The organism is Psychromonas sp. KJ10-10 (genome assembly GCF_047323245.1).
Lineage (GTDB): Bacteria > Pseudomonadota > Gammaproteobacteria > Enterobacterales > Psychromonadaceae > Psychromonas.
The window spans coordinates 3,623,877-3,647,053 of the sequence record NZ_CP178826.1 but is presented as its reverse complement, the minus strand read 5'-3'; the positions used below and the strand labels follow the sequence as shown (position 1 = coordinate 3,647,053).

The following is a 23,177-nucleotide window of genomic DNA, read 5'->3' as shown; positions in this document are numbered from 1 at the left end:
CAATAGTATATATGAAGGGAGTAAATTTTCTCAGTTTTTTGCTATTAAATATGTTGCATATTGTATTATTTAATGATTTAAGTGACGAGTGTTTTGTTTTTATCGTTCTCTTCAATATTAATTAAAATATTTTTTATTGGTATTATTTTTATTAAAAAGGTAGGGTTATTAATATTTTTATTATAAGGAGATAATATTATGTCTGTGATCAAAATTTTAGTCTTAATGGTTAGTGTCGTATTTTTGAGTGCTTGTTCATCCTTGTTTGAAGGACAACATCAAAGCGAAGAAACTATGCCGGTAAGTAAACCAGTGATTACACCGAAAACTCCCGAGGTTGTTCAAGAGCCCGGTATTGAGGTTTTGAGTAGCTGTTTACATTACGTGCTGATAGAGGGTGATAAATTTATTGGTTATAAACCTCGTTATTTCCATTTTGATGAAAGTGAGCCAATTGAAAAAGCCGATGAACAAATGCAATGTATCGCTGATTTATTAAATGATTACCCTGAGCAGTCAATGGAAATCCGTGGGCATGCTGATACAAAGGGAAGTGAAAGATACAATTTATTGCTTTCAGCTAAACGCTCTGCTTTTATTGAGAAAGAATTATTAACACTAGGTACATCTAATAAACAGCTTACTAGTATGGCACTTGGTGAGAGTGAACCTGTTAGTGAAAATTCAACAGAACCAAGGGCGTCAATTAAATAGAAGAGTGGAATTTGTTTTAATTGGTGATGAATAATCGTAAGCTAAAAAAGGAGATCATTAATGATCTCCTTAGTGTTTTATTACAACTGTAAAAATGCTTTCTTAGCGGCTGTTAATGTATCTTCAATATCTTGATTAGTATGTGCTAAAGATAAAAATCCAGCTTCAAAGGCTGAAGGTGCTAAATAAACTCCTTCAGCAAGCATTAAATGGAAAAACTTTTTGAATTTTTCCACATCACATTGGCAAACCTCTGTAAAGTTAGTTACTTGCTCGGACTTAGTAAAGAAAAACCCAAACATGCCACCGACATAGTTAACGGCTAAATCAACATTCGCCTCTTCAGCCACTTTTTTCAAACCTAATGCAAGCATTTCTGTTTTTTCAGCAAGTTGTTTATATTCAGGTGTATCTAAGGCATTAAGTGTCGCTAACCCTGCGACCATCGCAATTGGATTACCCGAAAGCGTTCCTGCTTGGTAAACAGGGCCTGTTGGCGCAATATGTTGCATTACTTCTTTTTTACCACCGAATGCACCTACAGGCATTCCACCACCAATGACTTTGCCTAAAGTGGTTAAATCTGGTGTGATATTATAATGTGCTTGGGCACCACCGAGAGCAACCCTGAAACCTGTCATAACTTCATCAAGTATTAATAATGCGCCATATTTATCACATATATCACGTAACCCTTGTAAGAAGCCTGGTGCTGGTGGAATACAATTCATATTACCTGCAACAGGCTCAACAATAATACAAGAAATGTCTTCAGGATATTCTTTAAATAAAGCTTCAACAGAGTCTAGATCGTTATAGTTTGCAGTGAGTGTATGTTTTGCAAAATCAGCGGGAATACCCGGTGAGCTAGGTTGACCTAGCGTTAATGCGCCTGAGCCTGCTTTTACCAACAAAGAGTCAGCATGTCCGTGATAACAACCTTCAAATTTTAAAATTTTGTCTCGATTCGTATAACCGCGTGCTAGTCGAATTGCGCTCATGGTCGCTTCTGTGCCTGAACTAACCATGCGTAATTGCTCCATTGAAGGTACTAAACTTCTTACCTTTTTCAGCCATGGTTATTTCAAGTGCAGTAGGTGCACCAAAACTCAGTCCATTTTCGGCGGCTTCAATGACGGCTTTTTTAATACTAGGGTGATTGTGGCCTAGGATCATTGGTCCCCAAGAACCGACGTAATCGATATATTGTTTTTTATCGGCATCATAAATATAAGCGTCCTGTGCTCGCTCAATAAATAATGGGCCACCACCAACGCCATTAAATGCACGAACAGGAGAATTTACGCCACCAGGAATGATGCTTTGTGCGCGTTGAAAAAGAGTATCTGAATGACTCATAGGTTACCTATTTGTAATTATTCATAAAAGAGCCAATATAGCAGATTCTTCCTATGGAGGAGAATAGCAATGACATATATTTAATGATCGCATTTTACACTCTCTATTGAAGCAACTTTAAAGTAAATTTATCTTCTAAGTAGGAATAAATTCTTTCGTATTTATCTTTTTTTAGCTAATATTTATTCACTGATTATTGATTATTTATACACTTTCACTGATATAAAAAGTAAATCTTCGGGTTTTAGTGTTTAAGTTAGAGTAATAAAGATCTCGCTGTAGATATTTTTTTCATATTCGATGATTTATTTGAACTAAATCAAGTTCCTATTTGCTGTTTATTTTATATAATGACCCTTTTTTACTTTTCATCCACATAAAGTTGTTTTTATTCTATGCCAAAAACTGTTTTACCAATTCTTATCTATCATTTACGCCGATTTATTGACCGCTTTTTTACTCGTAAAAGTAGTGCTTTATTGATTTGGTTATCTGTTTTTATTGGCATACTTGCTGGTTTTATGTCGGCAATATTTGATCATGGTATTATTTGGATCAGTGAATTACGGCTTCATATTATTGAAACTTATAGCGATTCAAGTGTGCCACTGTGGGCTGTGGCTATTCCACTCTCATCATTAATGGCCGGTCTTGCTTTTTATATTACCCATCGATTTGCTCCTGAAGCAGGCGGAAGTGGTATCCCTGAAATAGAAGGAGCCATGGAAGGAATGCGTCCAGTACGTTGGAAGCGTGTTATTCCTGTGAAGTTTTTTGGTGGCTTATTAGCACTTGGCAGTGGTATGGCATTGGGACGAGAAGGCCCGTCTGTGCAATTAGGCGCAAATGTCGGACGAATGATTTCGGATATTTTTAAAGTAAATAAAGTGGATGGCCAAGCTTTGCTTGCGGCAGGAGTCGCAGGAGGTCTTCGTCTGCCGCATTTAATGCACCTTTAGCAGGCATTATGTTTGTTATTGAAGAAATGCGTTCACAATTTAACTACAGCTTAACCTCAACCAAAAGTGTTTTTATGAGTGCCGTGATGGCAACGATTGTGATGCGCTTAATTACCGACCAAGATGCGGTTGTTACCGTGACACAATATTCCCATCCAAATTTAATATCTTTATGGTTATATCTTATTTTAGGGTTTTGTTTTGGTGCTATCGGGATCCTGTTTAATAAAATGATTCTTTCGACGCAGGATATGTATTTAAAGATTCATAAAAATCAACGTTGGCGCTTTGTGTTAATTGGCTTATTTTTAGGGGCTGTTTTTGGTGCATTATCAATTGTACAGCCAGATATTGCCTTTAGTGGTATTGAACTAATCCCTGAGGTTGAGGGTGGCCATTATCTTATGGGTGGTTTAATTATGTTGTTTTTATTTAGAACCATAACAACATTAATGAGTTTTGGCTCCGGCGCTCCGGGTGGTGTATTTGCGCCTACCTTAGCCTTAGGTACTTTATTTGGTATGGTATTTGGCCTCGCTTCACAACAGTTATTCCCAGGATTAATGATTGATCCCGGTACCTTTGCGATTGCTGGTATGGGAGGTTTATTTGCAAGCAACTGTAAGAGCACCTATCACTGGCATTTTATTAGTCATTGAGATGACCAGTAACTATGAAATGATTTTGCCATTGATTGTAACTTGCCTTGGAGCAACCATGGTTGCTCAAACGCTTGGTGGCCGACCAATTTATACGCAGTTATTAGAACGTACAATGAAATTGTCTATGCGCAGTAAACGTGAAGAAACCAAACGTAAAGCGATGAAACGATTTACACCAACAGATTCTTCTAAATAAAATTAACAGTTTAATTTAAATGAAGAGTAATATGATGGGTATAAATGGTTTCACTGGTTTTGATAAACCAGAATAATACTTGAACAAATTAGTCGGGTATTGGATAATACTTAATAGATAATATCGAATTAGAGGTTAACATGACATCCGAAGTAGAAATGGCACTACCCATTTATTTTAGCGAAAGTGCAGACAAATCAAGTAAAAAAATTAATGGAAGATGAAGAAGCAGACATGAAGTTACGAGTTTATGTAACTGGAGGAGGGTGTTCTGGCTTTTCCTATGGCTTTACTTTTGATGAAAAAGTGAATGAGGGTGATACGAAAATAGAAAAAAATGACGTTACTTTAATTGTCGATTCAATGAGTTTGCAATATTTAGTTGGTGGTACAGTTGATTATACAAGTGGCTTGGATGGTTCACGCTTTTTTGTTGATAACCCTAATGCAACTTCAACCTGTGGCTGTGGCTCTTCTTTTTCTATTTAAATCTTCTGTTCTGCGTTGAACCCCACAAAACTAGCAGTTCTGTATAATATGTCTTTAAATATTTGATGCTTAAATTTATTTCATTTCTATTATCCAGAACTGAGGTTAATTAGTAATATAGAAGTCATACGTTAAACTCTTTTGATCCTATTAACGAGTAATTTCATCATAACTAATGATAAAGCTTTAAACGACTAACCCATAAAAAGTGATCACACAAATCTGATCATTTTTATTCAAATAATGACATTTTTTTTCAATTTAGTTTTTTTGTCGCATAAAAAAATAATCTCTATACTATGATTCTATTTGCTTTAAATTTTGAGGTTAATCATGCTCACTTCTGTTTTTCGTTTTATCGCATTACGTCCTTATTTTTTAGCTTTATTCATAATTGCCTTATTAATACTTTGGATGTTATCAGCACCAGCGCAAAGCGAGCTTAATGAAACACCAAATGAAGACCAAGAAGCCCCACTACCTAAAGTAGAAGTAACACACGTTGTACCGCAACAAATCATCAAAGAATTGAATTTATATGCTAAAAGCGAAGCAAATAGTCGAGCTATTATTCGGGCTGAAGTAGCTGGGAAAATTGTTAATTTGTCAGCACAAAAAGGTGATTATGTAAATGCTAATACCAGTCTTATTAATATTGAAAAAAATGAATTACCTGAAAGGTTAGCGCAGGCTGAAGCACAGTTAGCTGAAAACGAATTAAACTTTGATGCGGTAAAATCGCTCAATAATAAAGGACTTCAAGGGCGAGCAAGTGTCGCGGAAATGAAGAGTTTATATTTAACTGCTAAAACCAATGTTAAACAATTAAAACTACAATTAGAACGTACACAGGTTGTTGCTCCTTTTTCAGGAATTCTGCAGGAACAGTACGCGGACTTAGGTGATTATTTACAGGTTGGCGATCCAATATTTAATATTGAAAATACAAATCCAATTGTAATTCGTGGTGATGCAACTGAACATTATATTTCTCAGTTAACTCTCGGACAAAAGGTGACAGCGAAATTATTATCAGGTGAAGTTGTCGATGGAAAGCTTACTTTTATTTCCTCTATTGCCGATAGCGAGAGTAGTACTTTCCGTATTGAGGCTGAATTTGATAACCCCGATTTAAAACTATTTTCTGGCATCAGTGCTCAATTAACTTTACCTCTTTACCCGGTCAAAGCAATTTATGTTTCCCCTTCCACATTAGCAATGGATGAATTAGGTAATTTAGGTGTAAAAATAGTACAACAAGGGGTAGTGGTATTTAAAGCAATCAATTTGGTTGAAGCTGATAATGATGGTGCTTGGTTATCTGGTATTGATGAACCAGTTGATATTATTACTCGTGGTCAAGGTTTTGTTAAACCGGGTGCACAGGTTGAAGCTATGGCAGTCGAGGAGTAATCATGTTAACTATCATTGAAGGATCTTTATCGCGTAAGCGAGCGATACTAATGATGCTTACGTTTTTATTAGTGGCTGGATTTTTTGCTTATATTAATATCCCTAAAGAGTCCGACCCAGATGTACCCATTCCTTTTATTTATGTCTCGGTAAGCCATGAAGGTATTTCCCCAGAGGATGCCGAGCGACAATTATTAAGGCCACTTGAGCAAGAGCTTCGTAGTATTGAAGGCATTAAAGAAATGAAATCGACAGCCAGTTCTGGCCATGCATCGATAGTGCTTGAGTTTTATATCAATATTGATATTCATAATGCTTTGATTGATGTCAGAGAGCAGGTTAATCAAACTAAAAGCAAATTACCTTCCGAGACAGATGAACCCATTATTAAGCAAGTCACCTTAGCCACAGAAAATCCTGCTTTAACTATTCTATTATCTGGAGATGTACCAGAAAGAGCAATGATCACACTTGCACGTTTAATGCAGGATAAACTTGAAGGTTTTGCTGAAATCTTAGAGGTCAATATTGGTGGTGACCGAGAAGATATGGTGGAGATTTTGGTTGATCCCTTGCTGATGGAAAGTTATCAGTTAAATATGAGTGATATATACACTTTAATTTCTCGCAATAATCGACTGGTTGCGACTGGGGTTATGGATAATGGCAAAGGGCGCTTCCCTATTAAAGTACCTTCAGTTTTTTCTTCCGTCAAAGATGTAATGGAAATGCCAATTAAAGTAACTGGTGAGAAAGTTATTACCTTTGCCGATGTAGCTCAAATTCGTCGTACTTTTAAAGATTCAGAGAACTATGTGCGAGTGAATGGTTTGCCGACAATTTCCTTAGAGGTTATTAAACGTCCCGGTGAAAATATTATTGAAACCGTAGAAAAAGTGAAGGCAACAGTTGAAGAAAATCGTGAATTTTGGCCTAGTAATATTCATGTGAGTTATGCCGGTGATAGCTCTAAAGATGTAAAGGATATGCTCAAGGATTTACAAAACAATGTCATTAGTGCTGTTTTGTTGGTAGTGATCGTTATTATTGCGACCTTAGGTATTCGTAGTGCAAGTTTAGTAGGCATTGCTATTCCAGGATCGTTTTTAACAGGCATATTAGTACTTTGGGTCTCTGGTATCACGGTCAATATTGTGGTTTTATTCGCGCTTATTATGGCTGTGGGTATGTTAGTGGATGGCGCGATTGTGGTGACCGAATTCGCCGACAGAGAAATGAGTGCAGGTGTCAAACGTCATCATGCTTATTTAACAGTCGCTAAACGCATGGCTTGGCCAATTATTGCCTCGACCGCAACCACACTGGTCGCATTTACACCTCTGTTATTTTGGCCGGGCATTACCGGTGAGTTCATGAAGTACTTACCGTTAACACTGATTGCTACTTTAACCGCTTCACTATTAATGGCACTTATTTTCATTCCGGTATTAGGTAGTATCTTTGGTAAACAACGAGTTTTATCTGAACAGGCGCAAAACCAAGCTATTATTGCCGATAAAGGTGATCTCTTAACCTTAAAAGGGATGACAGGTAGATATGTAAAAGTTCTTAATAAGTCAATTAATAGCCCTTGGATTGTATTGTTAATTGCTATCATTATAGCGGTTTCTGGGTTCGTGCTTTTTGTTAAATCTAATCTTGGTGTTGAATTCTTCCCTGATGTGGAGCCAAGGGGCATAAATGTAAAAGTTCGCTCCTACGGTGATTTCTCGATTGATGAACAAGATAAAATTATGTCCTCAGTTGAACAAAAAATATTACCTTTACAGGATGAAATAGACACTCTTTACGTTAAAACCGGAGACTCTACTGGAGAAACGGTAGGCTCGATGCGTATTAATTTACGTGACTGGCAAGATAGACGAAAAGCGACTGATATTATTGCTGATATTCAATCTCGCACTAAAGATATTCCTGGTGTAGAGATTGAGCTTAAAAAAGATCAATCAGGCCCGCCAACGGGTAAAGCCTTACAAATAGAGCTTAGTTCAAGATACCCTGAGTTGCTTCAATCGGCGACTGATACCTTGCATCATGCATTAGCAAGCAAACCCTATTTTATTAATTTAGAGGATGATGGTGAAAAGCCTGGCGTAGAGTGGCAGTACAAAATTAATCGAGCTAATGCGACTCGTTATGGTGCCGATGCAACCTTGCTTGGAAGTAGTGTGCAATTTTTAACTAATGGTTTGATGTTAGGAACTTACCGACCTGATGATGTTGATGATGAACTTGATATACGTGTACGTTATCCAGAGCATGAACGCAGTCTTAGTGCGCTGTCTGAATTAAGAGTACAAACAGCTTATGGTCAAATACCTGTTAGCCATTTCGTAACACTTTCTCCAACGAGCAAACAGTCTTCTATCAAAAAGGTAGATGGGCGAATTGTGATGACAGTAAGTGCTGATATGGCAGAGGGTTATAATTTAAGCCTTATTTTACCTGAGTTAGAGAAGGAGTTACCAAGTCTAGGTTTGGATGATAGAGTGAGTCTCAAAGTACGTGGCCAAAATGAAGATGAACAGGAGGTCGCTAACTTCCTGCAGAACGCTTTTGTTGTTGCCTTAGCAGTGATGGCACTTATTTTAGTCATGCAATTTAACTCTTTTTATCAATCATTTTTGATTCTAAGTGCCGTTGTTTTTTCTACAGCGGGCGTGTTTATTGGCCTGTTTTTAAGTCAAAGCGCCTTTGGTATTGTCATGTCTGGCATTGGTGTGATTGCGCTAGCGGGGATTGTTGTTAATAATAATATCGTTTTAATCGATACGTATAATGTATTTAAAGCGCGAGGCATGGCAAGCCATGATGCTATTTTAAGAACTGGCGCACAGCGTATCAGGCCTGTTTTATTGACTACGGTCACCACTATTTTAGGCTTAATGCCAATGGTGTTAAAAATGAATATTGATTTTAGTGAGCGTAGCATTGAGTTTGGGGCTCCTTCTACTCAATGGTGGGCACAGTTAGCCACAGCTATCGCCGGTGGATTAACATTTGCCACCTTATTAACATTGATATTAACACCTTGTTTATTAATGATTGGAGCAAATACATCGGCTTGGATTTCAAAATGGCAGTTTAGACGCAATCAACAAAAAGCAAATGTGGGTTGATTAAATGTACTTAATTGCTTCGCTTGCAACCTAGCTATTAGATAGTTAACATTCGCAAACTTATTTTATAGTTATGGAAAGGCAATTAATGCTAGAAAATTTTATCTATTTCTCCGATATGATTGGCGTTATTGTTTGCGCTATTTCTGGTGTGTTAGTGGCTACTCGCTTACGTATGGACCCTTTTGGTATCATTGTTTTGGCGGGAGTGACTGGAATTGGAGGAGGAACGCTTCGAGATATGATGATGGGAGCGACGCCTGTATTTTGGATTGTGGATAACAACTATATTTACGTGATTATTACTACCGCAGTAATTTCTGTTTATTGGTTGCACCGTATTCATCGTTTTCCAGTGTTTTTGTTGCCTATTTTTGATGCCTTCGGCCTTGCTATATTTACCATCGTTGGCGCCCAAAAAGCACTCGCATTTGGTTTTAGCGGGCCTGTTGCTATTGTAATGGGTCGCATTACCGGAGTAGTAGGAGGCATGATCCGAGATTTATTAAGTGGGCAAATTCCTTTTGTGTTACAAAAAGAGATTTATGCAACTGCATCAATCTTAGGTGCAGTCTTATATGTTGCTTGTCATTATTTTGGTTTAAGCCAAATTATAGCAATGCTGATTGCGATGTTAGGTACTCTTACCCTGCGTTTAAGTGCTATTTATTGGCATTTATCCTTGCCGGTTTTTAATCAGGACACTGAAGCCTAAATTTGTTACTTCATGCGTACCAAGATTTAATAAACTACCGGATTTAATATACTAAAGGGTATCGACGTTTTTCCCATTCAATCATATGCCCCTGTAAATCAATTAACTGTGTGAAGCCCTTTGCTTTTAATGTTTGATAAGCTACCTGAGCGCGACGACCTGAACGGCAATAAATAACAATAGGTTTATGTTTATAAGCCACTAAAAGATCACTCTTCGTTTCTAATTGTTCATAGGAAATATTCATTGCAGTGTTAATGTGTCCCTGCTGAAATTCAGCTTCTGAACGAACGTCTAAAATAAGGGGAGCCTGTCCTGTGTTTAATAACTCCAGTAAAGCTTGAGCTGATATTTGCTGAGTATTTGCACTGATAAATGTACTAAAGCAGAGCATTGGTAGCAATTTGACCAAATTTTTCCAGTTCATCAATTATTTTCCTCTATAATTTATACTCTCAGAATATATAACTTGGAGCCTTCTATGTACAGAACTTCACAGGGAAAACCTAACAAGCTAGGCGTGACCTTTACTCAGGAAGGTGCAAATTTTTGTGTTTATGCGCGTTTAGCAGAAACCGTAGAGTTACTTTTTTTCGATGATAAAGATGCAAAACAAGCAAGTGAGATCTTTAAGCTTTCAGATATCAATAATCGTACCGCTTATTATTGGCATATTTTTATTAAAGGGGTTAAAGCGGGACAGCTTTATGCCTTTCGCGTTAATGGGCCTTATCGACCACACGATGGATTATCTTTTCAGCCAGAAAAAATACTTTTAGACCCCTACGGCTTATTAGTTGAGCGAGGTGATAATTTTTCCCGTGAAGCGACAAGAAATAAAGGCTCGAACATAGATACATGCTTAAAAAGTGTGGTCGTTGATATCGATGATTATGATTGGCAAGATGATCAGCATCCTCGTCACCCCTTTGCAACCAGTGTTATTTATGAAATGCATGTCGGTGGTTTTACACGTCATGAAAGTTCTGGTGTCAGTGAGAATAAACGTGGCACCTATGCGGGCTTAATAGAAAAAATCCCCTACCTTAAAAAACTTGGCATCACTGCCGTAGAACTAATGCCAGTGCATCAATTTGACCCGAGTGAGCATCATGCTGGGCTGGTCAATTATTGGGGGTATAGCCCGCTTTCACTTTTTTCTGCACATCGAGAATATAGCTCAGATCAATCTGTGCTTGGCCCCATTAACGAATTCAGAGATATGGTTAAAGCATTGCATGCGCCTAATATCGAAGTGATATTAGATGTGGTTTATAACCATACGGCGGAAGGGGATGAAAATGGGCCTACTTTTTCTTTCCGTGGACTTGATAATGACGCTTATTATATTTTATCAGCAGATAAAAAACATTATATGAACTTTAGTGGCTGTGGTAACACACTTAATGGTACGCATTCTGTTGTGAGGCGTATGATCATTGATAGCTTGCACTTTTGGGTTGAAAAAATGCATGTTGATGGTTTTCGATTTGATTTAGCCTCAATTCTCTCTCGCGATGAAGTAGGCATGCCTATGTTAAGTCCACCAACCCTGTGGAGTATTGATACGGATCCAACGCTTGCACCAGTAAAATTAATCGCAGAGGCTTGGGATGCAGGAGGGTTATATCAGGTTGGTAGCTTAGCGGGGCAACGTTGGCGTGAGTGGAATGGTCATTTTCGCGATGATGTGCGCCGTTTTGTTAGAGGCGATCCTGGACTTGTAAGTCGTTTTGTTTCACGAATAATTGGTAGCCCTGATATTTATGGGGAACATAATTTAGAGCCAGAAAAATCGGTGAACTTTATTACTTGCCATGATGGTTTTACCTTAAACGATCTTGTGAGTTATAACCATAAACATAATCTAGCTAATGGTGAAGGAAATCGAGATGGATGCTCTGAAAACTTTAGCTGGAATCATGGCGTTGAGGGGGAAACTGATGATCCCGTTATTAAAAAATTAAGACTACAACAAATTAAAAACCTACTTGCCATTAACCTTATTTCTCTTGGTACACCAATGATTTTAATGGGGGATGAGTTAGCCCATACCCAACAGGGTAATAATAATGGTTATTGTCAAAATAATGCAGACTTTTGGTTTGACTGGGATAGATTAGATAGCAACAAAGAACTTTTTCGTTTTACCAAAGCATTGATTGAGCAAAGAACGCGATTAGAAGCGGTTCACTTGAGTGATGCTCGTCGTGATTCGTTACATGATATTATTGCTCAATCGGGAATTCGTTGGCATGGTGTAAAGCTCAATCAGCCTGATTGGAGTGAAAACTCACACGCAATCGCGATGGAAAGTAAAAAACTCACTTCTGATCAAGTATCTTATGTGGTATTTAATGCTTATTGGAAAGACTTGAATTTTGAGTTGCCTAAATCTCCGACTGGAAAATGGCAACGTATTGTTGATACCTCATTAGAAGGTGGGCATGATATACATGTGGCAGGTGATAAAAAACATTTTGTTAATAAGGAATACTTAGTTAGTGCACGTTCCATTGTTATTTTAATTGGATAACATCTCGCGAGTTGTTAAAATGTTTTAACAATAAATCGTCTTTAATTATACTAAAAAACAGGTACATAGATGCAAGTTGTACAAGATTCAACACAATTAGTTAACTGGTTTCGTAGTTCAGCACCTTATATTAATGCACATCGCCATAAAACATTTGTTTTGATGATAGGTGGTGAGGCCTTAGAAACGGATAATTTCCAACATATTATTAATGATATTGCCTTACTTAATAGTTTAGGTGTCAAGTTGGTATTAGTACACGGGGTGCGCCCACAGATTCAAAAGCAGTTGGATCTACATGGTCATAAAACTGATTTTGAAAATGACGTGCGTATTACTGATGAAAAAAGTCTATCGATCATTAAACAAGCAGTTGGTGCAGTACAAATTGAATTACAAGCACGCTTATCGATGGGGCTTGCTAACTCACCAATGCAAGGGGCAAGTATCCGCACCGTGATAAGTAACGTTGTTACTGCACAGCCTATTGGCGTTAAAGATGGCATTGATTACTGCCTAGCGGGCAAAGTACGTCGTATTGACGTAGAAGGATTAAAAATTCAACTTAATATGGGAGCCATTCCTGTTATTTCTCCTATTGGTTATTCGGTAACTGGTGAAGTATTTAACTTATTGGCTGAAGATGTTGCAACACAAGTCGCGATTGATTTGAAAGCGGATAAGCTAATTGGTTTTTGTTCTAATATCGGTGTTTTAGATGAGTCAGGTCAGTTAATTACTGAATTATTACCAGAGCAAGCTCTAGAACATGTTGAAGTTTTGGCACAACAGGGTGAAGAAGCATCGGGAACACTGCGTTTTTTACGTGCTCGCCATTGCCGCTTGTAAAGCGGGTGTAACACGCAGTCATCTTGTTAGTTATTATCAAGAAGGTGCATTATTAAAAGAGTTATTTACTCGTGATGGAAGTGGCTCTCAAATAGTAAAGGAAAGTTCTGAGAAGATCCGTACTGCATCAATTGATGATATTGGTGGGTTATTAGAACTTATCGAACCCCTTGAAAAACAAGGCGTGTTAGTAAAGCGATCTCGCGAGTTATTAGAAAATGAAATTCATCATTTTCAAATTGTAGAGCTCGATGGCATGGTCATTGGTTGCGTCGCGCTTTATCCTTTTCAAGAACAGAAAATGGGTGAATTAGCCTGTTTAGTTTGTCATCCTAAGTACCGACGAAGTGCTCGAGCAGATGATCTTGTGGCGCATGTAGAGCGAAAAGCCAAAAAACTAGGCTTAGAGTCTATTTTTGTTTTAACAACGCAAAGTATTCATTGGTTTAGGGAGCGAGGTTTCAATTATTGTGACCTTAATGATTTACCGCCAGCTAAAAAAGAGATGTATAACCTTAAACGTAATTCTAAAGTGTTATTGCGAAGAATTAGTTAACCCTAGGACTGCTTATTTATGCGCTTAACTGAAATTCGTTTTTCATTTTTTTCGATATTATTTTTATTGTTGTTTACGTTTTCTGTTGAAAGCAAAACACAATATATTTCAATAGGAACAGGCGGTGTCACTGGGGTTTATTATCCCACTGGTGGTGCAATTTGTTATTTAGTGAATCAAATATCCGATGCTGATTTTCACTGTGAAATTAAGAGCACGCCTGGCTCTATCTATAATATTGATGGTATTCGAAAAGGTGAGTTAACTATAGGTGTGGTGCAATCGGATTGGCAGTATCATGCCTACGAAGGCTCAGGAATGTATCAGCAGTATGGTCAGTTCTCTGAGCTTCGCTCTTTATTTTCCGTTCATGCTGAACCCTTTACTGTCCTTGCTAGGGCTGATTCAGGTATTACTCACTTTGAAGATTTAAAAGGAAGAAGGGTAAATATTGGTGCGCCAAAATCAGGGCAACGCGCAACCATGGAAGTCTTATTAAATCTCTATCAATGGGATAAAACGGACTTTTCGCAAGTATTTGAGTTAACACCGAGCGAGCAAGCTAAAGCACTGTGTGATGATAAAGTTGATGCCATTATATATGTCGTTGGTCACCCTAATAGCTCTATTAAAGAAGCTACTGGCGCCTGTCAAACAAAATTGGTGAGCGTATCTGGCGAGCCGATAGAGAAATTAACCGAGCAAACAAGTTATTATCAGAAGTCTATTATTCCTGGTGGTATGTATCGTGGTAGTGATGCTGATACCGTAACATTTGGTGTTGGTGCAGTGGTGACAACAACTTCTGCATTATCTGATGATGCTGACCTATCAGTTAGTTAAATCTGTGTTTGAAAATCATGATGAGTTTATTAAGTTACATCCTGCTTTTAAATATTTAAAAAAACATGAAATGGTGTTTAACTCCATCACTGCACCTTTGCATAGTGGTGCAAGTCGATACTATAAAGAGGTGGGTTTAATCGATTAGTTCACAGCAAAGTTCATTCGTATTATCAATATTATTTTGACTTTTAGTCTTTTATCGCATAATTTCTACCTTGAGATTGATAACTTCATCTTCTTATCCCTAAGGTATTGTAAATAATAAAACCCATTACTAATAAGTTGTTTAAGATTTAACCCATTCATTAATTCTAAGAAGCAAACCATGAAAGGGTTTTAAGTTTACAGTAATTTATCTGATTCACTCCTCAAATTGTTTAGTTCATTTTCCTATTTATATGATTTATATAATAAATTTGAATTGGCTGTAATAAAATGTGATCGGTGTGATAAGTAATAGAAAGACCAACTCAATCAAACATAACTATAAGGAACTTCAAGTATGATATTTAAAAAACTGGCAATCACTGCAATGACTGGTGCTACCTTGATGGCATCTGTCGCAATCGCTGAAACTAAACACGTTGTAATCGGCACAGGTGGCCAAACAGGTGTTTATTACCAAGTTGGTGGTGCTATTTGTCGTTTGGTAAATAGAAACACTGCAGATCATGATATTAACTGTACACATAAAACAGGTGGTTCAGTAACTAATATTAATGGTTTACGCTCTGGCGATGTTGATATGGGGGTTGCTCAGTCTGATTGGCAATATCATTCTTATAATGGCACTGCACCAGATACGTTCCTGATGGTGCTTACAAAGAATTGCGTGCAGTATTTTCTGTTTATGCAGAACCTTTCACTGTTATTGCGCGTACTGATTCTGGTATTAAAACCTTTGAAGACTTAAAAGGTAAAAAAGTAAATATCGGTAACCCAGGTTCTGGTAATCGAGCTACGATGAATATCGTCATGGAAAAAATGGGTTGGACTGCTGACGATTTCTCTGTTGCTTCTGAATTAAAAGCATCTGAGCATGCTGCTTGCGTTATGTGACGGTAAAATCGATGCCTTTATTTATGTTGCAGGTCATCCAAATGGTTCAATTAAAGAAGCAACGACAGCCTGTGATGCGATTGTTGTACCAGTAGATAATGAAGTAGTTCATAAACTTGTTGATGACAATGCATATTATTCAATGACCTCTATTCCTGGTGGAATGTACAATGGTACTGACACTGATACTGCTACATTTGGTATCGCGACAACATTTATTAGTTCAACTCGAGCTGATGAAGAAACTGTTTACCAAATGGTTAAAGCTGTATTTGAAAACTTCAAACGCTTCAAAAAAATGCATCCTGCATTTGCTCACTTAGAAGAGAGCAAAATGATCAGTGATAGCCTTTCTGCTCCTTTACACGATGGCGCAATTCGTTACTACAAAGAAAAAGGTTGGATGTAAGTCCTTATTAACTTTTGGGCATAAGGTTACTTATGCCCTTTTTTAAGAGGATATACCCAAGGCTCTTCTCACTATCTATGTACATAATTAAGTGAAATTTTAAAATAGAAGTGGTTTGGGTATAGACAATGATTTAATTAGGTTCATCGTAAACTCTTAAGTGAGCAAATAAATTGATGAGCAAATAAATAGATGATCAAATAAATAGGAAGTTTTGCAATGAGCGAAGAAAAAAATAGCAAAATGAAGCTAAGTGACGAAGAACTTCAAGATTTTGTTTCTTCTAACGATACTGGTGGTCGAAATCCAAAAAATCAATCGATAGTCAAACTGATGGCTGGAGTTGCGCTTTGTTGGTCAATTTTTCAAATATGGATTGCTTCACCACTTCCATTTGCTATTGGTTGGGGAGTATTTTCAAGTGGAGAGGCTCGTTCCATTCATCTGGGTTTTGCTATCTTTTTAGCTTTCCTATCTTACCCTGCTTTTAAGGAATCATCACGTACCAAGATACCTTTAGCTGATTGGGTATTAGCGACTGTTGCCTCTCTATGTGCTTTATATCCATTGATTGCAGATACTATGCTGGTGGATAGCCTTTTTGGCATGCGCCTAAGTAATCGTCCAAGTGCACCTAATAGCTTCGATATCATGGTCTCTATTGCGGGTATGTTATTACTGTTAGAAGCAACAAGACGTGCTCTCGGTCCACCACTGATGGTGGTTGCAATTGTGTTCCTCGGTTATACCTTTTTAGGTCCACATGCTCCTGATTTAATTGCTTGGAAGGGCTCTTCATTTGGTGGTGTAATGGATCATCAATGGTTGTTCTCTGAAGGTGTGTTTGGTATCGCCCTTGGCGTATCTACTGATCTGGTTTTCCTATTTGTATTATTTGGTGCTTTGCTTGATCGCGCTGGAGCAGGTAACTATTTCATAAAAGTAGCCTTCTCGTTAATGGGGCACTTAAGAGGTGGGCCAGCGAAAGTCGCTGTTGTTGCTTCGGGCATGACGGGATTAATTTCTGGTTCTTCAATTGCCAATGTTGTTACCACGGGAACGTTCACGATTCCTATGATGAAACGTGTTGGTTTCTCTGCTGAAAAGGCGGGTGCAATTGAAGTAGCGTCTTCGGTTAATGGTCAGATTATGCCTCCAGTTATGGGAGTCGCTGCTTTCTTAATGGTTGAGTATGTCAATATTCCTTATTTTGAAGTGGTAAAACATGCCTTTTTACCAGCAATCATTTCATATATTGCCTTAGTTTATATCGTGCATTTAGAAGCTTTAAAAGCAGATATGCAAGGTCTGTCTCGTGAAGGTGAAACTAAATCTGCTAAAGACGTATTGATTTCTTGGGCAATGACCTTATTACCTATCTTAGCATTGGCTGGTGGAGGTTATTACCTCTCTGAGCTTTATCATCTGCTTGGAACTGATTCTGCTAGGCTTGCTGGAGTATTATTGATTATTGCCATTCAATATGGCGTAGTAAAAGCACTTAAAGCCAAAGCAACAAAAGAGGCCTTAGCAAAAACCATATCAACGGGGGCGATTGTATTAGGTAATACTATCATTGGGGCATTTGGATTATTCTTCCTGATTAATACCATGAAGGCCCATATTGATGCAGAAATGCTATTTGTTGTGGTCACTATATTAGTACTAATTGCTTATGTAGTTTTAGCAAAAATTAGTAGTGCTTACCCTGACTTGGTGTTGGATGATCCTAATTCCTCAGTGCAAGTGTTACCTGAAACTGAGCCAACCGTAAAATCAGGATTACATTTCTTATTACCGGTATTTGTTTTAATTTGGTGTTTGATGATAGAACGTAAATCACCAGGCCTTTCTGCATTTTATGCAACTGTATTGATGATTTTTATTCTGTTAACGCAACGTTACCTATTTGATTTCTTCCGTAAAAATGAAACCAAAGGCACCTTTAAACGCGGTTTTGATGAATTGGTTGATGGCTTAATTTCCGGTGCTAGAAACATGATTGGTATCGGTATTGCGACAGCGGTACGCGGGTATTATCGTTGGTGCGGTTTCACAAACGGGTGTTGGTCTGAAATTAGCGACTTTGGTAGAATTCTTGTCTATGGGTCATATTATGTTGATCCTACTATGGACGGGTATTCTTAGCTTAATCTTAGGAATGGGGCTACCAACAACGGCTAACTATATCGTTGTATCTTCTTTACTTGCACCGGTTATTGTTAGCCTAGCGCAACAAAATGGCCTAATTGTGCCTTTAATTGCTGTGCATATGTTTGTATTTTACTTTGGTATTATGGCTGATGTTACCCCCGGTGGGCTTAGCATCCTTTGCGTATCGCCGCCGTGTCGGGAGGTGATCCGATTCGGACAGGGTTTATAGCGTTTTTCTATTCATTACGTACCGCTTTATTACCTTTCTTATTCATTTTTAATACTGATTTGTTATTAATGGATGTGAGCTTTTTGGAAGGGATCTTCATCTTTATTATTGCCACAGTCGCCATGTTGATATTTACTGCAGGTACGCAGGGCTATTTCATGACTAAATCTAAATTATGGGAATCTTTTGCCCTAATGGTGATTGCATTTACATTATTTAGACCTGGCTTTTGGATGGATTATGTCATTCCTCCTTATGACGAAAGACCAGGAACAGAATTAGTCCAGGCAATGGGGGAAGTTGAACCTGGCACTGAGCTTCGCATTTTGGTTGATGGACAAAATGAAGTGGGTGATCCGGTCACCTTAACCATGCTTATTGCAGTGGGAGAGGGAGATTCAGGTGAAGATCGTGTTATGGATTATGGCCTAGAATTACTTGCTCAGGATGATGGCTCTATTATGGTTGACGGTATAGGCTTTGATAGTGCGACTGAAAAAGCTGGTTTTGATTTTGACCAAATTATTGTAACAGCGGGTGTGCCAATGGATCGTCCTGCTAAACAATGGTTTTATATTCCAGCACTATTGTTGCTCTTTATTATTATTACCCGTCAACGACGTCGTCATGGTAATAATGGAAGTATGAGGGCTGTTTCAGCTTAGATAATCTGTTTTGATGAGTTCTGATACAGGGCTCATTTTTGAAGTTTTAATTAAGCAAATAAAAAGGGTGAATAATAATATTCACCCTTTTTTTATTCTGAGATTTGTTAAGCTTTAGCCCTGTGGTTTTACAACTAATACATTAATAGGAGATTTTTGTACCACAGTATTTGCAATTGAGCCTAGTAATACTTTACCTACTTTAGAGCGTTTGTGGCTAGGCATAATAATCAGCTCTGCTTCTACTTTCGCGACGTATTCTAAAATACATTTATAAGGTTTTCCCTCGGCAATGTAAGTTTTATAGGTGATATTGTCACCAACGTGTGTGGCGACAAAATCTTTCAATTTTTGCTTCATATCTACTTTCATTTTATGGGTCGCATCTTTAGGGAAGTAGTTTGCCACCATCGACATATGAATGCCTGGAAGTACATTAAGTAAATGTATTTTTGCATTTTCATGTTTTGCGTATACCACCGCTAATTCTACCGCTTTGTCTGCAAAGCCTTGTTCATTCAAATCAACGGGTACAAGGATATTTTTATACATATGCGTTCCTTTGTTATTATAAAATTTAAAGCATTGCTTAGTATAGGTAGAATAAAAAGCTATAGAAAGAAAAAAGCCTTTAATTAAAAAAAGATCAATTGAATAGGACCTAGATCAGGTTTATTTTTTATACAAGTATCAGTTTGCCACTAATAAAATTAACTTATTGTTTTTATTGTATTATTTTATGATTAATTAGGTGGGTAAAGCGAATTACTCTGAGTAGGGGAGTTTCTATCGTGAGGGGGTAAGAAAAAAGGCTTATCAACTGATAAACCTTTTTAGTATTTAATCTTTACAGTGATTACATTCGCCATCAATAGGCTCACCATAAAGGTATAAACTATGGTTAGTTAGTTTAATACCGTATTTTTCAGCGATCAGTTTTTGTTGTTGTTCAATCAAATCATCATTAAATTCGATAACTTCACCACATTTAAGGCACACAAGATGGTCATGATGTTCCTTATGAGTAAGTTCAAAAACAGATTTACCACCTTCAAAATGGTGACGAGAAACAATGCCTGCATCATCAAATTGATTAAGAACACGATAAACGGTTGCAACACCTACTTCATCGCCCTAGTTCGAGTAATTTTTTGTAAAGATCCTCTGCGCTTAGGTGTTGGTTTTCAGGTAGTTGTAATAAACGTAAAATTTTTACGCGAGGAGAAGTTACTTTTAATCCTGCATCTTTTAACGCTTGGTTTTCTAAAGACATAATCGTGTTCCCTACAACAAAAATTAATCGCTAAGTTCAGCGAGGCACATTTCATCAAAAACTTGTTTTGACCACTCTTGTACACGTGATGCGGTTAGCTCTGGTTGGCGGTCTTCATCAATCCCTAGACCAATAAAATGATCATCATCCACAAGGGCTTTAGAAGCTTCAAAATCGTATCCCTGTGTTGGCCAATTACCAACAATAATACCACCTTTACTTTCAACGATATCACCAAGTTGACCCATAGCATCTAAGAAATATTCAGCATAATCTTCTTGATCACCACAACCAAAAATTGCAACAAGCTTTTCATTAAAATCAATATCTTCTAGATCTGGAAAAAAGTCATCCCAATCACATTGAGCCTCACCATAGTACCAAGTTGGAATACCAAATAAAAGTAAACTAAATTCTGCAATTTCTTCTTTGCTACTTTTAGCGATATCTTTTACTTCAACAAGGTTTTTACCTAGCTCTTTTTCGATCATTTTAGCAACAGCTTCTGTGTTACCAGTGTCGCTACCAAAGAAAATACCAACGCTCGCCATATTTTAATACCTTTGTTAATTATTTATATTAATTATTAATTTGTTCATGCAGTAATTGTGAGATCAGTTCACTGCGATTTATATTTCGTTGTTTTGAAAGTTGATTAAGCAAATCAAAAAGTTCACTATCTACTTTTAACTCTATACGCTTCAAACCTTTTTGTTTATCACGCAACACTTGTTTTTGCTTATTAATTTTAAGCTGTACCTTACGAGAGTGCGGATTACTTTTAGGTCTGCCGGGCCGTACTTCGTCAGCAAAAAGATCGTGAGTAATACGATCAGATGATTCTTTTGCCATTTTTCTACCTAAAATTAGCGAATACTTTAATGAGTGGTTGTCCAAAAATTTCAACAACCGCTTTGAAGATAAAACCTACACAACCAAAAAATAACACTCCCCAGACAATATTTCGCCCGAATTTAGGCACATTCGTCGCGTTTTAATACATCTTGTACAGACATCCCCATTAAAATAAAAAGGAATAAATAAAAACCGTACAAGCCAAGTGTCTCAATTTGTTCTGTGTATTGCTGTAACATTATTAAGGCTTCATCAAAAAGGGGAAATATAGCATATAAGTATACCTGTCATCAATTAAAGTACAGTATTGCATATATGCTTAATATCGTATTTTTAGCAGAGGTTTTTGGAATAGGTTTAGTTAAACTTAACTCTTTTTCTATTTGTTCGATTGTTTAGCTTAATACTTCTTTTAGAATTACTTCTTATTAAAAAAATCAGTAACTAGTCGATTAAAGGTTTTTGCCTTTTCAGCATGCAACCAATGCCCTGTATTAGCAATTATTTTTGCATGTGCATTAGGGAACTGCGCCATAATAGTTGGTTGATGTTTTGGCAACATATAATCGGAACTTCCGCCTTTTATAAAAAGGGCAGGGTGTTCAAATGTTTTGCCTGTATATGGCCAGCCTCTGATATGAGTATAATTATCAGCTAATCCTCTAAGATTAAAAAGAAAAGCAAAATCATTACCCTTTTTTTGTAATGACTTTAATAGAAACTGTCTCACTTCAGGGCTATCAATATAACGTGATAGTTGTTCACTGGCCTGCATTCGGTTTTTAATTTTTTTGAAATTAAGTAAAAGTAAACCATTAAATACTTCACTATGTTTATCTTCATAACTGACAGGGGCAATATCGGCAATAACGATACTTTTAACCCGGTTCTGGGTAACTAAGTGCGCAACCCATTGCAATTTTACCTCCCATGGAATGACCAACAATAGAAAATTTTTCCACTTCTAAATGATCAGCAAGTTCCATAATATCTTCAACCATCTCTGGGTAACTCATAGATTTATCTTGTGGGCTTTTTCCATGGTTACGAACATCAATAAGAATCACATGATGATGCGCTTATAGCTCCTTTGCGAGTGTCGATAAATTAGACAAACTGCCAAATAAGCCATGAATAACAAAAATAATCTCAGTTTTATTATCTATATCAAGGTTCGAGGTCTGTTTTATTTGGTAATTAAGTAGCATAAGATCTTATTTTAAGTGAAAATAAAGTGAGATTTGTTTAATGGACAAATAGTAACATAAATGCAACAAATTACGGTATTTTTTAAGAGATCTGTGTTTGATATAGATAGTTTAAATAATAATAAATAGTAGTAAGTGGAGAATAAATGAAAACAATTGATATTGAAGATGATCTATATAAATATATTTTGGCAAATATAGAAGCATTTGGTGAAACGCCTTCTCAAATTCTACGTCGACTACTTCTTCTCCCAACTAAGATTGAGGCTTTTGATTCCGACAAACCAGACAGCGTATCATTACCTAATAAACCTGTCCTACAACCAACTCCTAAGCCTGCACCTCAACCTTCAGTTGAACCAGAAGAAACCTTAACAACATCAACCTCCTCTTTTTCCTTCGATAATGGTTCTTTACCAGAAGCATTTGCAAATGGCGTTGAAGCTTTATTCGATAGTGAAATTTTCCAACAGGAAACGGTGATCACCAATAAATTTAAGATGATGTTAACAACAATGTATTTTGAGAATACCAAGGCATTTATTGAAGCGTCAAAAGTCGCAAAAGGCCGTTCACGGGATTACTTAGGTGAGAATTTAGAAACATTATTAGCATCGGATAACAAAGAAGAAGTCAACTTATTGATTGCGAGTAAACCTAAAGAAATACCTTACACACCATTTTGGGTTGTCACCAATGCTAATACGGGACGTAAGCGAATTATTTTGACCCAGGTAATGGCGTCTATGGGATATCCGCATCATTTAATTGAACGAATTAAAGAAGAAATTTAACGACTAAAACACATTGATTTTGTTTTAGGTCGCTATTGTTTACAGCATTTGAGTATTTTTAAGGGTGCTACATCATTACATTTTATTAATAACAAAG

Annotated in this window: 24 protein-coding genes and 4 pseudogenes; 19 read left to right on the top strand and 9 right to left on the bottom strand. The window is 37.1% G+C overall.

Translation table 11 applies throughout. The features are described from left to right. Positions 1 to 198 precede the first annotated feature (198 nt). Positions 199 to 714, top strand: a complete 516-nt coding sequence (locus tag ACLKMH_RS20985) for an OmpA family protein (protein WP_413699812.1) — start codon at positions 199 to 201, stop codon at positions 712 to 714. 80 nt (positions 715 to 794) lie between these two features. On the opposite strand, the pseudogene hemL reads toward ACLKMH_RS20985, so the two are convergent. After that, positions 795 to 2,073 (bottom strand): annotated as a pseudogene (hemL, locus tag ACLKMH_RS20980) (glutamate-1-semialdehyde 2,1-aminomutase). 395 nt (positions 2,074 to 2,468) lie between these two features. On the opposite strand from hemL, the gene ACLKMH_RS20975 reads away from it, so the two are divergent. The 7 genes and pseudogenes from ACLKMH_RS20975 (at position 2,469) to ACLKMH_RS20945 (ending at position 9,647) form a co-directional block, all read left to right on the top strand. Beyond that, on the top strand, positions 2,469 to 3,032 hold the full coding sequence (locus ACLKMH_RS20975) for a chloride channel protein (RefSeq protein ID WP_413699811.1): 564 nt from the start codon (positions 2,469 to 2,471) through the stop codon (positions 3,030 to 3,032). Between the two features lie 8 nt (positions 3,033 to 3,040). After that, positions 3,041 to 3,691: a chloride channel protein gene (locus tag ACLKMH_RS20970; protein WP_413699810.1), complete on the top strand. Its 651-nt coding sequence runs from the start codon at positions 3,041 to 3,043 to the stop codon at positions 3,689 to 3,691. Beyond that, entirely contained in the window at positions 3,642 to 3,890 is a 249-nt protein-coding gene (locus ACLKMH_RS20965) for a chloride channel protein (protein WP_413699809.1), read from the top strand. The genes ACLKMH_RS20970 and ACLKMH_RS20965 overlap by 50 nt, the downstream gene beginning before the upstream one ends. A gap of 140 nt (positions 3,891 to 4,030) precedes the next feature. Further along, positions 4,031 to 4,379 (top strand): annotated as a pseudogene (erpA, locus tag ACLKMH_RS20960) (iron-sulfur cluster insertion protein ErpA). Positions 4,380 to 4,712: 333 nt separating this feature from the next. Then, positions 4,713 to 5,792, top strand: a complete 1,080-nt coding sequence (locus ACLKMH_RS20955) for an efflux RND transporter periplasmic adaptor subunit (protein WP_413699808.1) — start codon at positions 4,713 to 4,715, stop codon at positions 5,790 to 5,792. Positions 5,793 to 5,794: 2 nt separating this feature from the next. Further along, positions 5,795 to 8,932, top strand: a complete 3,138-nt coding sequence (locus ACLKMH_RS20950) for an efflux RND transporter permease subunit (protein WP_413699807.1) — start codon at positions 5,795 to 5,797, stop codon at positions 8,930 to 8,932. An 88-nt stretch (positions 8,933 to 9,020) separates the two neighbouring features. Then, complete coding sequence (locus ACLKMH_RS20945) at positions 9,021 to 9,647, top strand: trimeric intracellular cation channel family protein (protein WP_413699806.1); 627 nt, start codon at positions 9,021 to 9,023, stop codon at positions 9,645 to 9,647. Between the two features lie 43 nt (positions 9,648 to 9,690). On the opposite strand, the gene ACLKMH_RS20940 is transcribed toward ACLKMH_RS20945, so the two are convergent. Beyond that, positions 9,691 to 10,074 carry a rhodanese-like domain-containing protein gene (locus ACLKMH_RS20940; RefSeq protein ID WP_413699805.1) on the bottom strand — a complete coding sequence of 128 codons (384 nt, stop codon included), beginning with the start codon at positions 10,072 to 10,074 and terminating at the stop codon, positions 9,691 to 9,693. Positions 10,075 to 10,128: 54 nt separating this feature from the next. On the opposite strand from ACLKMH_RS20940, the gene glgX reads away from it, so the two are divergent. The 10 genes and pseudogenes from glgX to ACLKMH_RS20890 all read left to right on the top strand — a co-directional run bounded on the left by glgX (position 10,129) and on the right by ACLKMH_RS20890 (position 18,950). Continuing rightward, positions 10,129 to 12,183, top strand: a complete 2,055-nt coding sequence (glgX, locus tag ACLKMH_RS20935) for a glycogen debranching protein GlgX (RefSeq protein WP_413699804.1) — start codon at positions 10,129 to 10,131, stop codon at positions 12,181 to 12,183. Positions 12,184 to 12,252: 69 nt separating this feature from the next. After that, a pseudogene (gene argA / locus ACLKMH_RS20930) lies at positions 12,253 to 13,588 on the top strand (amino-acid N-acetyltransferase). Between the two features lie 18 nt (positions 13,589 to 13,606). Next, entirely contained in the window at positions 13,607 to 14,431 is an 825-nt protein-coding gene (locus ACLKMH_RS20925; RefSeq protein WP_413699803.1) for a TAXI family TRAP transporter solute-binding subunit, read from the top strand. Next, positions 14,406 to 14,579: a TAXI family TRAP transporter solute-binding subunit gene (locus ACLKMH_RS20920; protein WP_413699802.1), complete on the top strand. Its 174-nt coding sequence runs from the start codon at positions 14,406 to 14,408 to the stop codon at positions 14,577 to 14,579. The genes ACLKMH_RS20925 and ACLKMH_RS20920 overlap by 26 nt, the downstream gene beginning before the upstream one ends. Positions 14,580 to 14,936: 357 nt before the next feature. After that, positions 14,937 to 15,347 carry a TAXI family TRAP transporter solute-binding subunit gene (locus ACLKMH_RS20915; protein WP_413699801.1) on the top strand — a complete coding sequence of 137 codons (411 nt, stop codon included), beginning with the start codon at positions 14,937 to 14,939 and terminating at the stop codon, positions 15,345 to 15,347. After that, positions 15,263 to 15,493, top strand: a complete 231-nt coding sequence (locus ACLKMH_RS20910) for a TAXI family TRAP transporter solute-binding subunit (protein WP_413699800.1) — start codon at positions 15,263 to 15,265, stop codon at positions 15,491 to 15,493. The genes ACLKMH_RS20915 and ACLKMH_RS20910 overlap by 85 nt, the downstream gene beginning before the upstream one ends. Next, entirely contained in the window at positions 15,474 to 15,902 is a 429-nt protein-coding gene (locus ACLKMH_RS20905; RefSeq protein ID WP_413699799.1) for a TAXI family TRAP transporter solute-binding subunit, read from the top strand. Before ACLKMH_RS20910 ends, ACLKMH_RS20905 begins: the two co-directional genes overlap by 20 nt. A 219-nt stretch (positions 15,903 to 16,121) precedes the next feature. Further along, positions 16,122 to 18,050 (top strand): TRAP transporter permease, encoded by a 1,929-nt coding sequence (locus ACLKMH_RS20900; RefSeq protein ID WP_413699798.1) that lies wholly within the window; start codon positions 16,122 to 16,124, stop codon positions 18,048 to 18,050. Continuing rightward, positions 17,989 to 18,285, top strand: coding sequence for a TRAP transporter large permease subunit (locus ACLKMH_RS20895; RefSeq protein WP_413699797.1), 297 nt, complete (start codon positions 17,989 to 17,991; stop codon positions 18,283 to 18,285). The genes ACLKMH_RS20900 and ACLKMH_RS20895 overlap by 62 nt, the downstream gene beginning before the upstream one ends. Next, a complete protein-coding gene (locus tag ACLKMH_RS20890; protein WP_413699796.1) occupies positions 18,234 to 18,950 on the top strand; it encodes a DUF3394 domain-containing protein in 717 nt (238 codons plus the stop codon). The genes ACLKMH_RS20895 and ACLKMH_RS20890 overlap by 52 nt, the downstream gene beginning before the upstream one ends. A gap of 114 nt (positions 18,951 to 19,064) precedes the next feature. Here the strand turns inward: ACLKMH_RS20890 and ACLKMH_RS20885 are convergent, their stop codons facing one another. The 7 genes and pseudogenes from ACLKMH_RS20885 to ACLKMH_RS20855 all read right to left on the bottom strand — a co-directional run bounded on the left by ACLKMH_RS20885 (position 19,065) and on the right by ACLKMH_RS20855 (position 22,145). Then, positions 19,065 to 19,502, bottom strand: a complete 438-nt coding sequence (locus ACLKMH_RS20885) for a universal stress protein (RefSeq protein WP_413699795.1) — start codon at positions 19,500 to 19,502, stop codon at positions 19,065 to 19,067. A 288-nt stretch (positions 19,503 to 19,790) separates the two neighbouring features. Beyond that, a pseudogene (gene fur / locus ACLKMH_RS20880) lies at positions 19,791 to 20,223 on the bottom strand (ferric iron uptake transcriptional regulator). Positions 20,224 to 20,246: 23 nt separating this feature from the next. Continuing rightward, complete coding sequence (gene fldA / locus ACLKMH_RS20875) at positions 20,247 to 20,774, bottom strand: flavodoxin FldA (RefSeq protein WP_413699794.1); 528 nt, start codon at positions 20,772 to 20,774, stop codon at positions 20,247 to 20,249. Positions 20,775 to 20,802: 28 nt separating this feature from the next. Then, positions 20,803 to 21,075: a LexA regulated protein gene (gene ybfE / locus ACLKMH_RS20870; RefSeq protein ID WP_413699793.1), complete on the bottom strand. Its 273-nt coding sequence runs from the start codon at positions 21,073 to 21,075 to the stop codon at positions 20,803 to 20,805. A gap of 4 nt (positions 21,076 to 21,079) precedes the next feature. Then, positions 21,080 to 21,172 (bottom strand): hypothetical protein, encoded by a 93-nt coding sequence (locus ACLKMH_RS20865; protein WP_413702429.1) that lies wholly within the window; start codon positions 21,170 to 21,172, stop codon positions 21,080 to 21,082. Positions 21,173 to 21,496: 324 nt separating this feature from the next. Then, on the bottom strand, positions 21,497 to 21,997 hold the full coding sequence (locus ACLKMH_RS20860; RefSeq protein WP_413699792.1) for a hypothetical protein: 501 nt from the start codon (positions 21,995 to 21,997) through the stop codon (positions 21,497 to 21,499). Next, positions 21,957 to 22,145 (bottom strand): alpha/beta fold hydrolase, encoded by a 189-nt coding sequence (locus ACLKMH_RS20855; RefSeq protein WP_413699791.1) that lies wholly within the window; start codon positions 22,143 to 22,145, stop codon positions 21,957 to 21,959. Before ACLKMH_RS20855 ends, ACLKMH_RS20860 begins: the two co-directional genes overlap by 41 nt. A gap of 287 nt (positions 22,146 to 22,432) precedes the next feature. On the opposite strand from ACLKMH_RS20855, the gene ACLKMH_RS20850 reads away from it, so the two are divergent. Further along, entirely contained in the window at positions 22,433 to 23,080 is a 648-nt protein-coding gene (locus tag ACLKMH_RS20850; RefSeq protein WP_413699790.1) for a replication initiation regulator SeqA, read from the top strand. Positions 23,081 to 23,177 lie beyond the last annotated feature (97 nt).

What these genes read in the sequence shown, in the direction of transcription:
- ACLKMH_RS20985 (WP_413699812.1), top strand. Translation starts at nt 199, where the DNA reads ATGTCTGTGATCAAAATTTTAGTCTTAATGGTTAGTGTCGTATTTTTG.
- ACLKMH_RS20975 (WP_413699811.1), top strand. Translation starts at nt 2,469, where the DNA reads ATGCCAAAAACTGTTTTACCAATTCTTATCTATCATTTACGCCGATTT.
- ACLKMH_RS20970 (WP_413699810.1), top strand. Translation starts at nt 3,041, where the DNA reads ATGTTTGTTATTGAAGAAATGCGTTCACAATTTAACTACAGCTTAACC.
- ACLKMH_RS20955 (WP_413699808.1), top strand. Translation starts at nt 4,713, where the DNA reads ATGCTCACTTCTGTTTTTCGTTTTATCGCATTACGTCCTTATTTTTTA.
- ACLKMH_RS20950 (WP_413699807.1), top strand. Translation starts at nt 5,795, where the DNA reads ATGTTAACTATCATTGAAGGATCTTTATCGCGTAAGCGAGCGATACTA.
- ACLKMH_RS20945 (WP_413699806.1), top strand. Translation starts at nt 9,021, where the DNA reads ATGCTAGAAAATTTTATCTATTTCTCCGATATGATTGGCGTTATTGTT.
- ACLKMH_RS20940 (WP_413699805.1), bottom strand. Translation starts at nt 10,074, where the DNA reads ATGAACTGGAAAAATTTGGTCAAATTGCTACCAATGCTCTGCTTTAGT.
- glgX (WP_413699804.1), top strand. Translation starts at nt 10,129, where the DNA reads ATGTACAGAACTTCACAGGGAAAACCTAACAAGCTAGGCGTGACCTTT.
- ACLKMH_RS20925 (WP_413699803.1), top strand. Translation starts at nt 13,607, where the DNA reads ATGCGCTTAACTGAAATTCGTTTTTCATTTTTTTCGATATTATTTTTA.
- ACLKMH_RS20920 (WP_413699802.1), top strand. Translation starts at nt 14,406, where the DNA reads ATGATGCTGACCTATCAGTTAGTTAAATCTGTGTTTGAAAATCATGAT.
- ACLKMH_RS20915 (WP_413699801.1), top strand. Translation starts at nt 14,937, where the DNA reads ATGATATTTAAAAAACTGGCAATCACTGCAATGACTGGTGCTACCTTG.
- ACLKMH_RS20905 (WP_413699799.1), top strand. Translation starts at nt 15,474, where the DNA reads ATGCTGCTTGCGTTATGTGACGGTAAAATCGATGCCTTTATTTATGTT.
- ACLKMH_RS20900 (WP_413699798.1), top strand. Translation starts at nt 16,122, where the DNA reads ATGAGCGAAGAAAAAAATAGCAAAATGAAGCTAAGTGACGAAGAACTT.
- ACLKMH_RS20885 (WP_413699795.1), bottom strand. Translation starts at nt 19,502, where the DNA reads ATGTATAAAAATATCCTTGTACCCGTTGATTTGAATGAACAAGGCTTT.
- fldA (WP_413699794.1), bottom strand. Translation starts at nt 20,774, where the DNA reads ATGGCGAGCGTTGGTATTTTCTTTGGTAGCGACACTGGTAACACAGAA.
- ybfE (WP_413699793.1), bottom strand. Translation starts at nt 21,075, where the DNA reads ATGGCAAAAGAATCATCTGATCGTATTACTCACGATCTTTTTGCTGAC.
- ACLKMH_RS20850 (WP_413699790.1), top strand. Translation starts at nt 22,433, where the DNA reads ATGAAAACAATTGATATTGAAGATGATCTATATAAATATATTTTGGCA.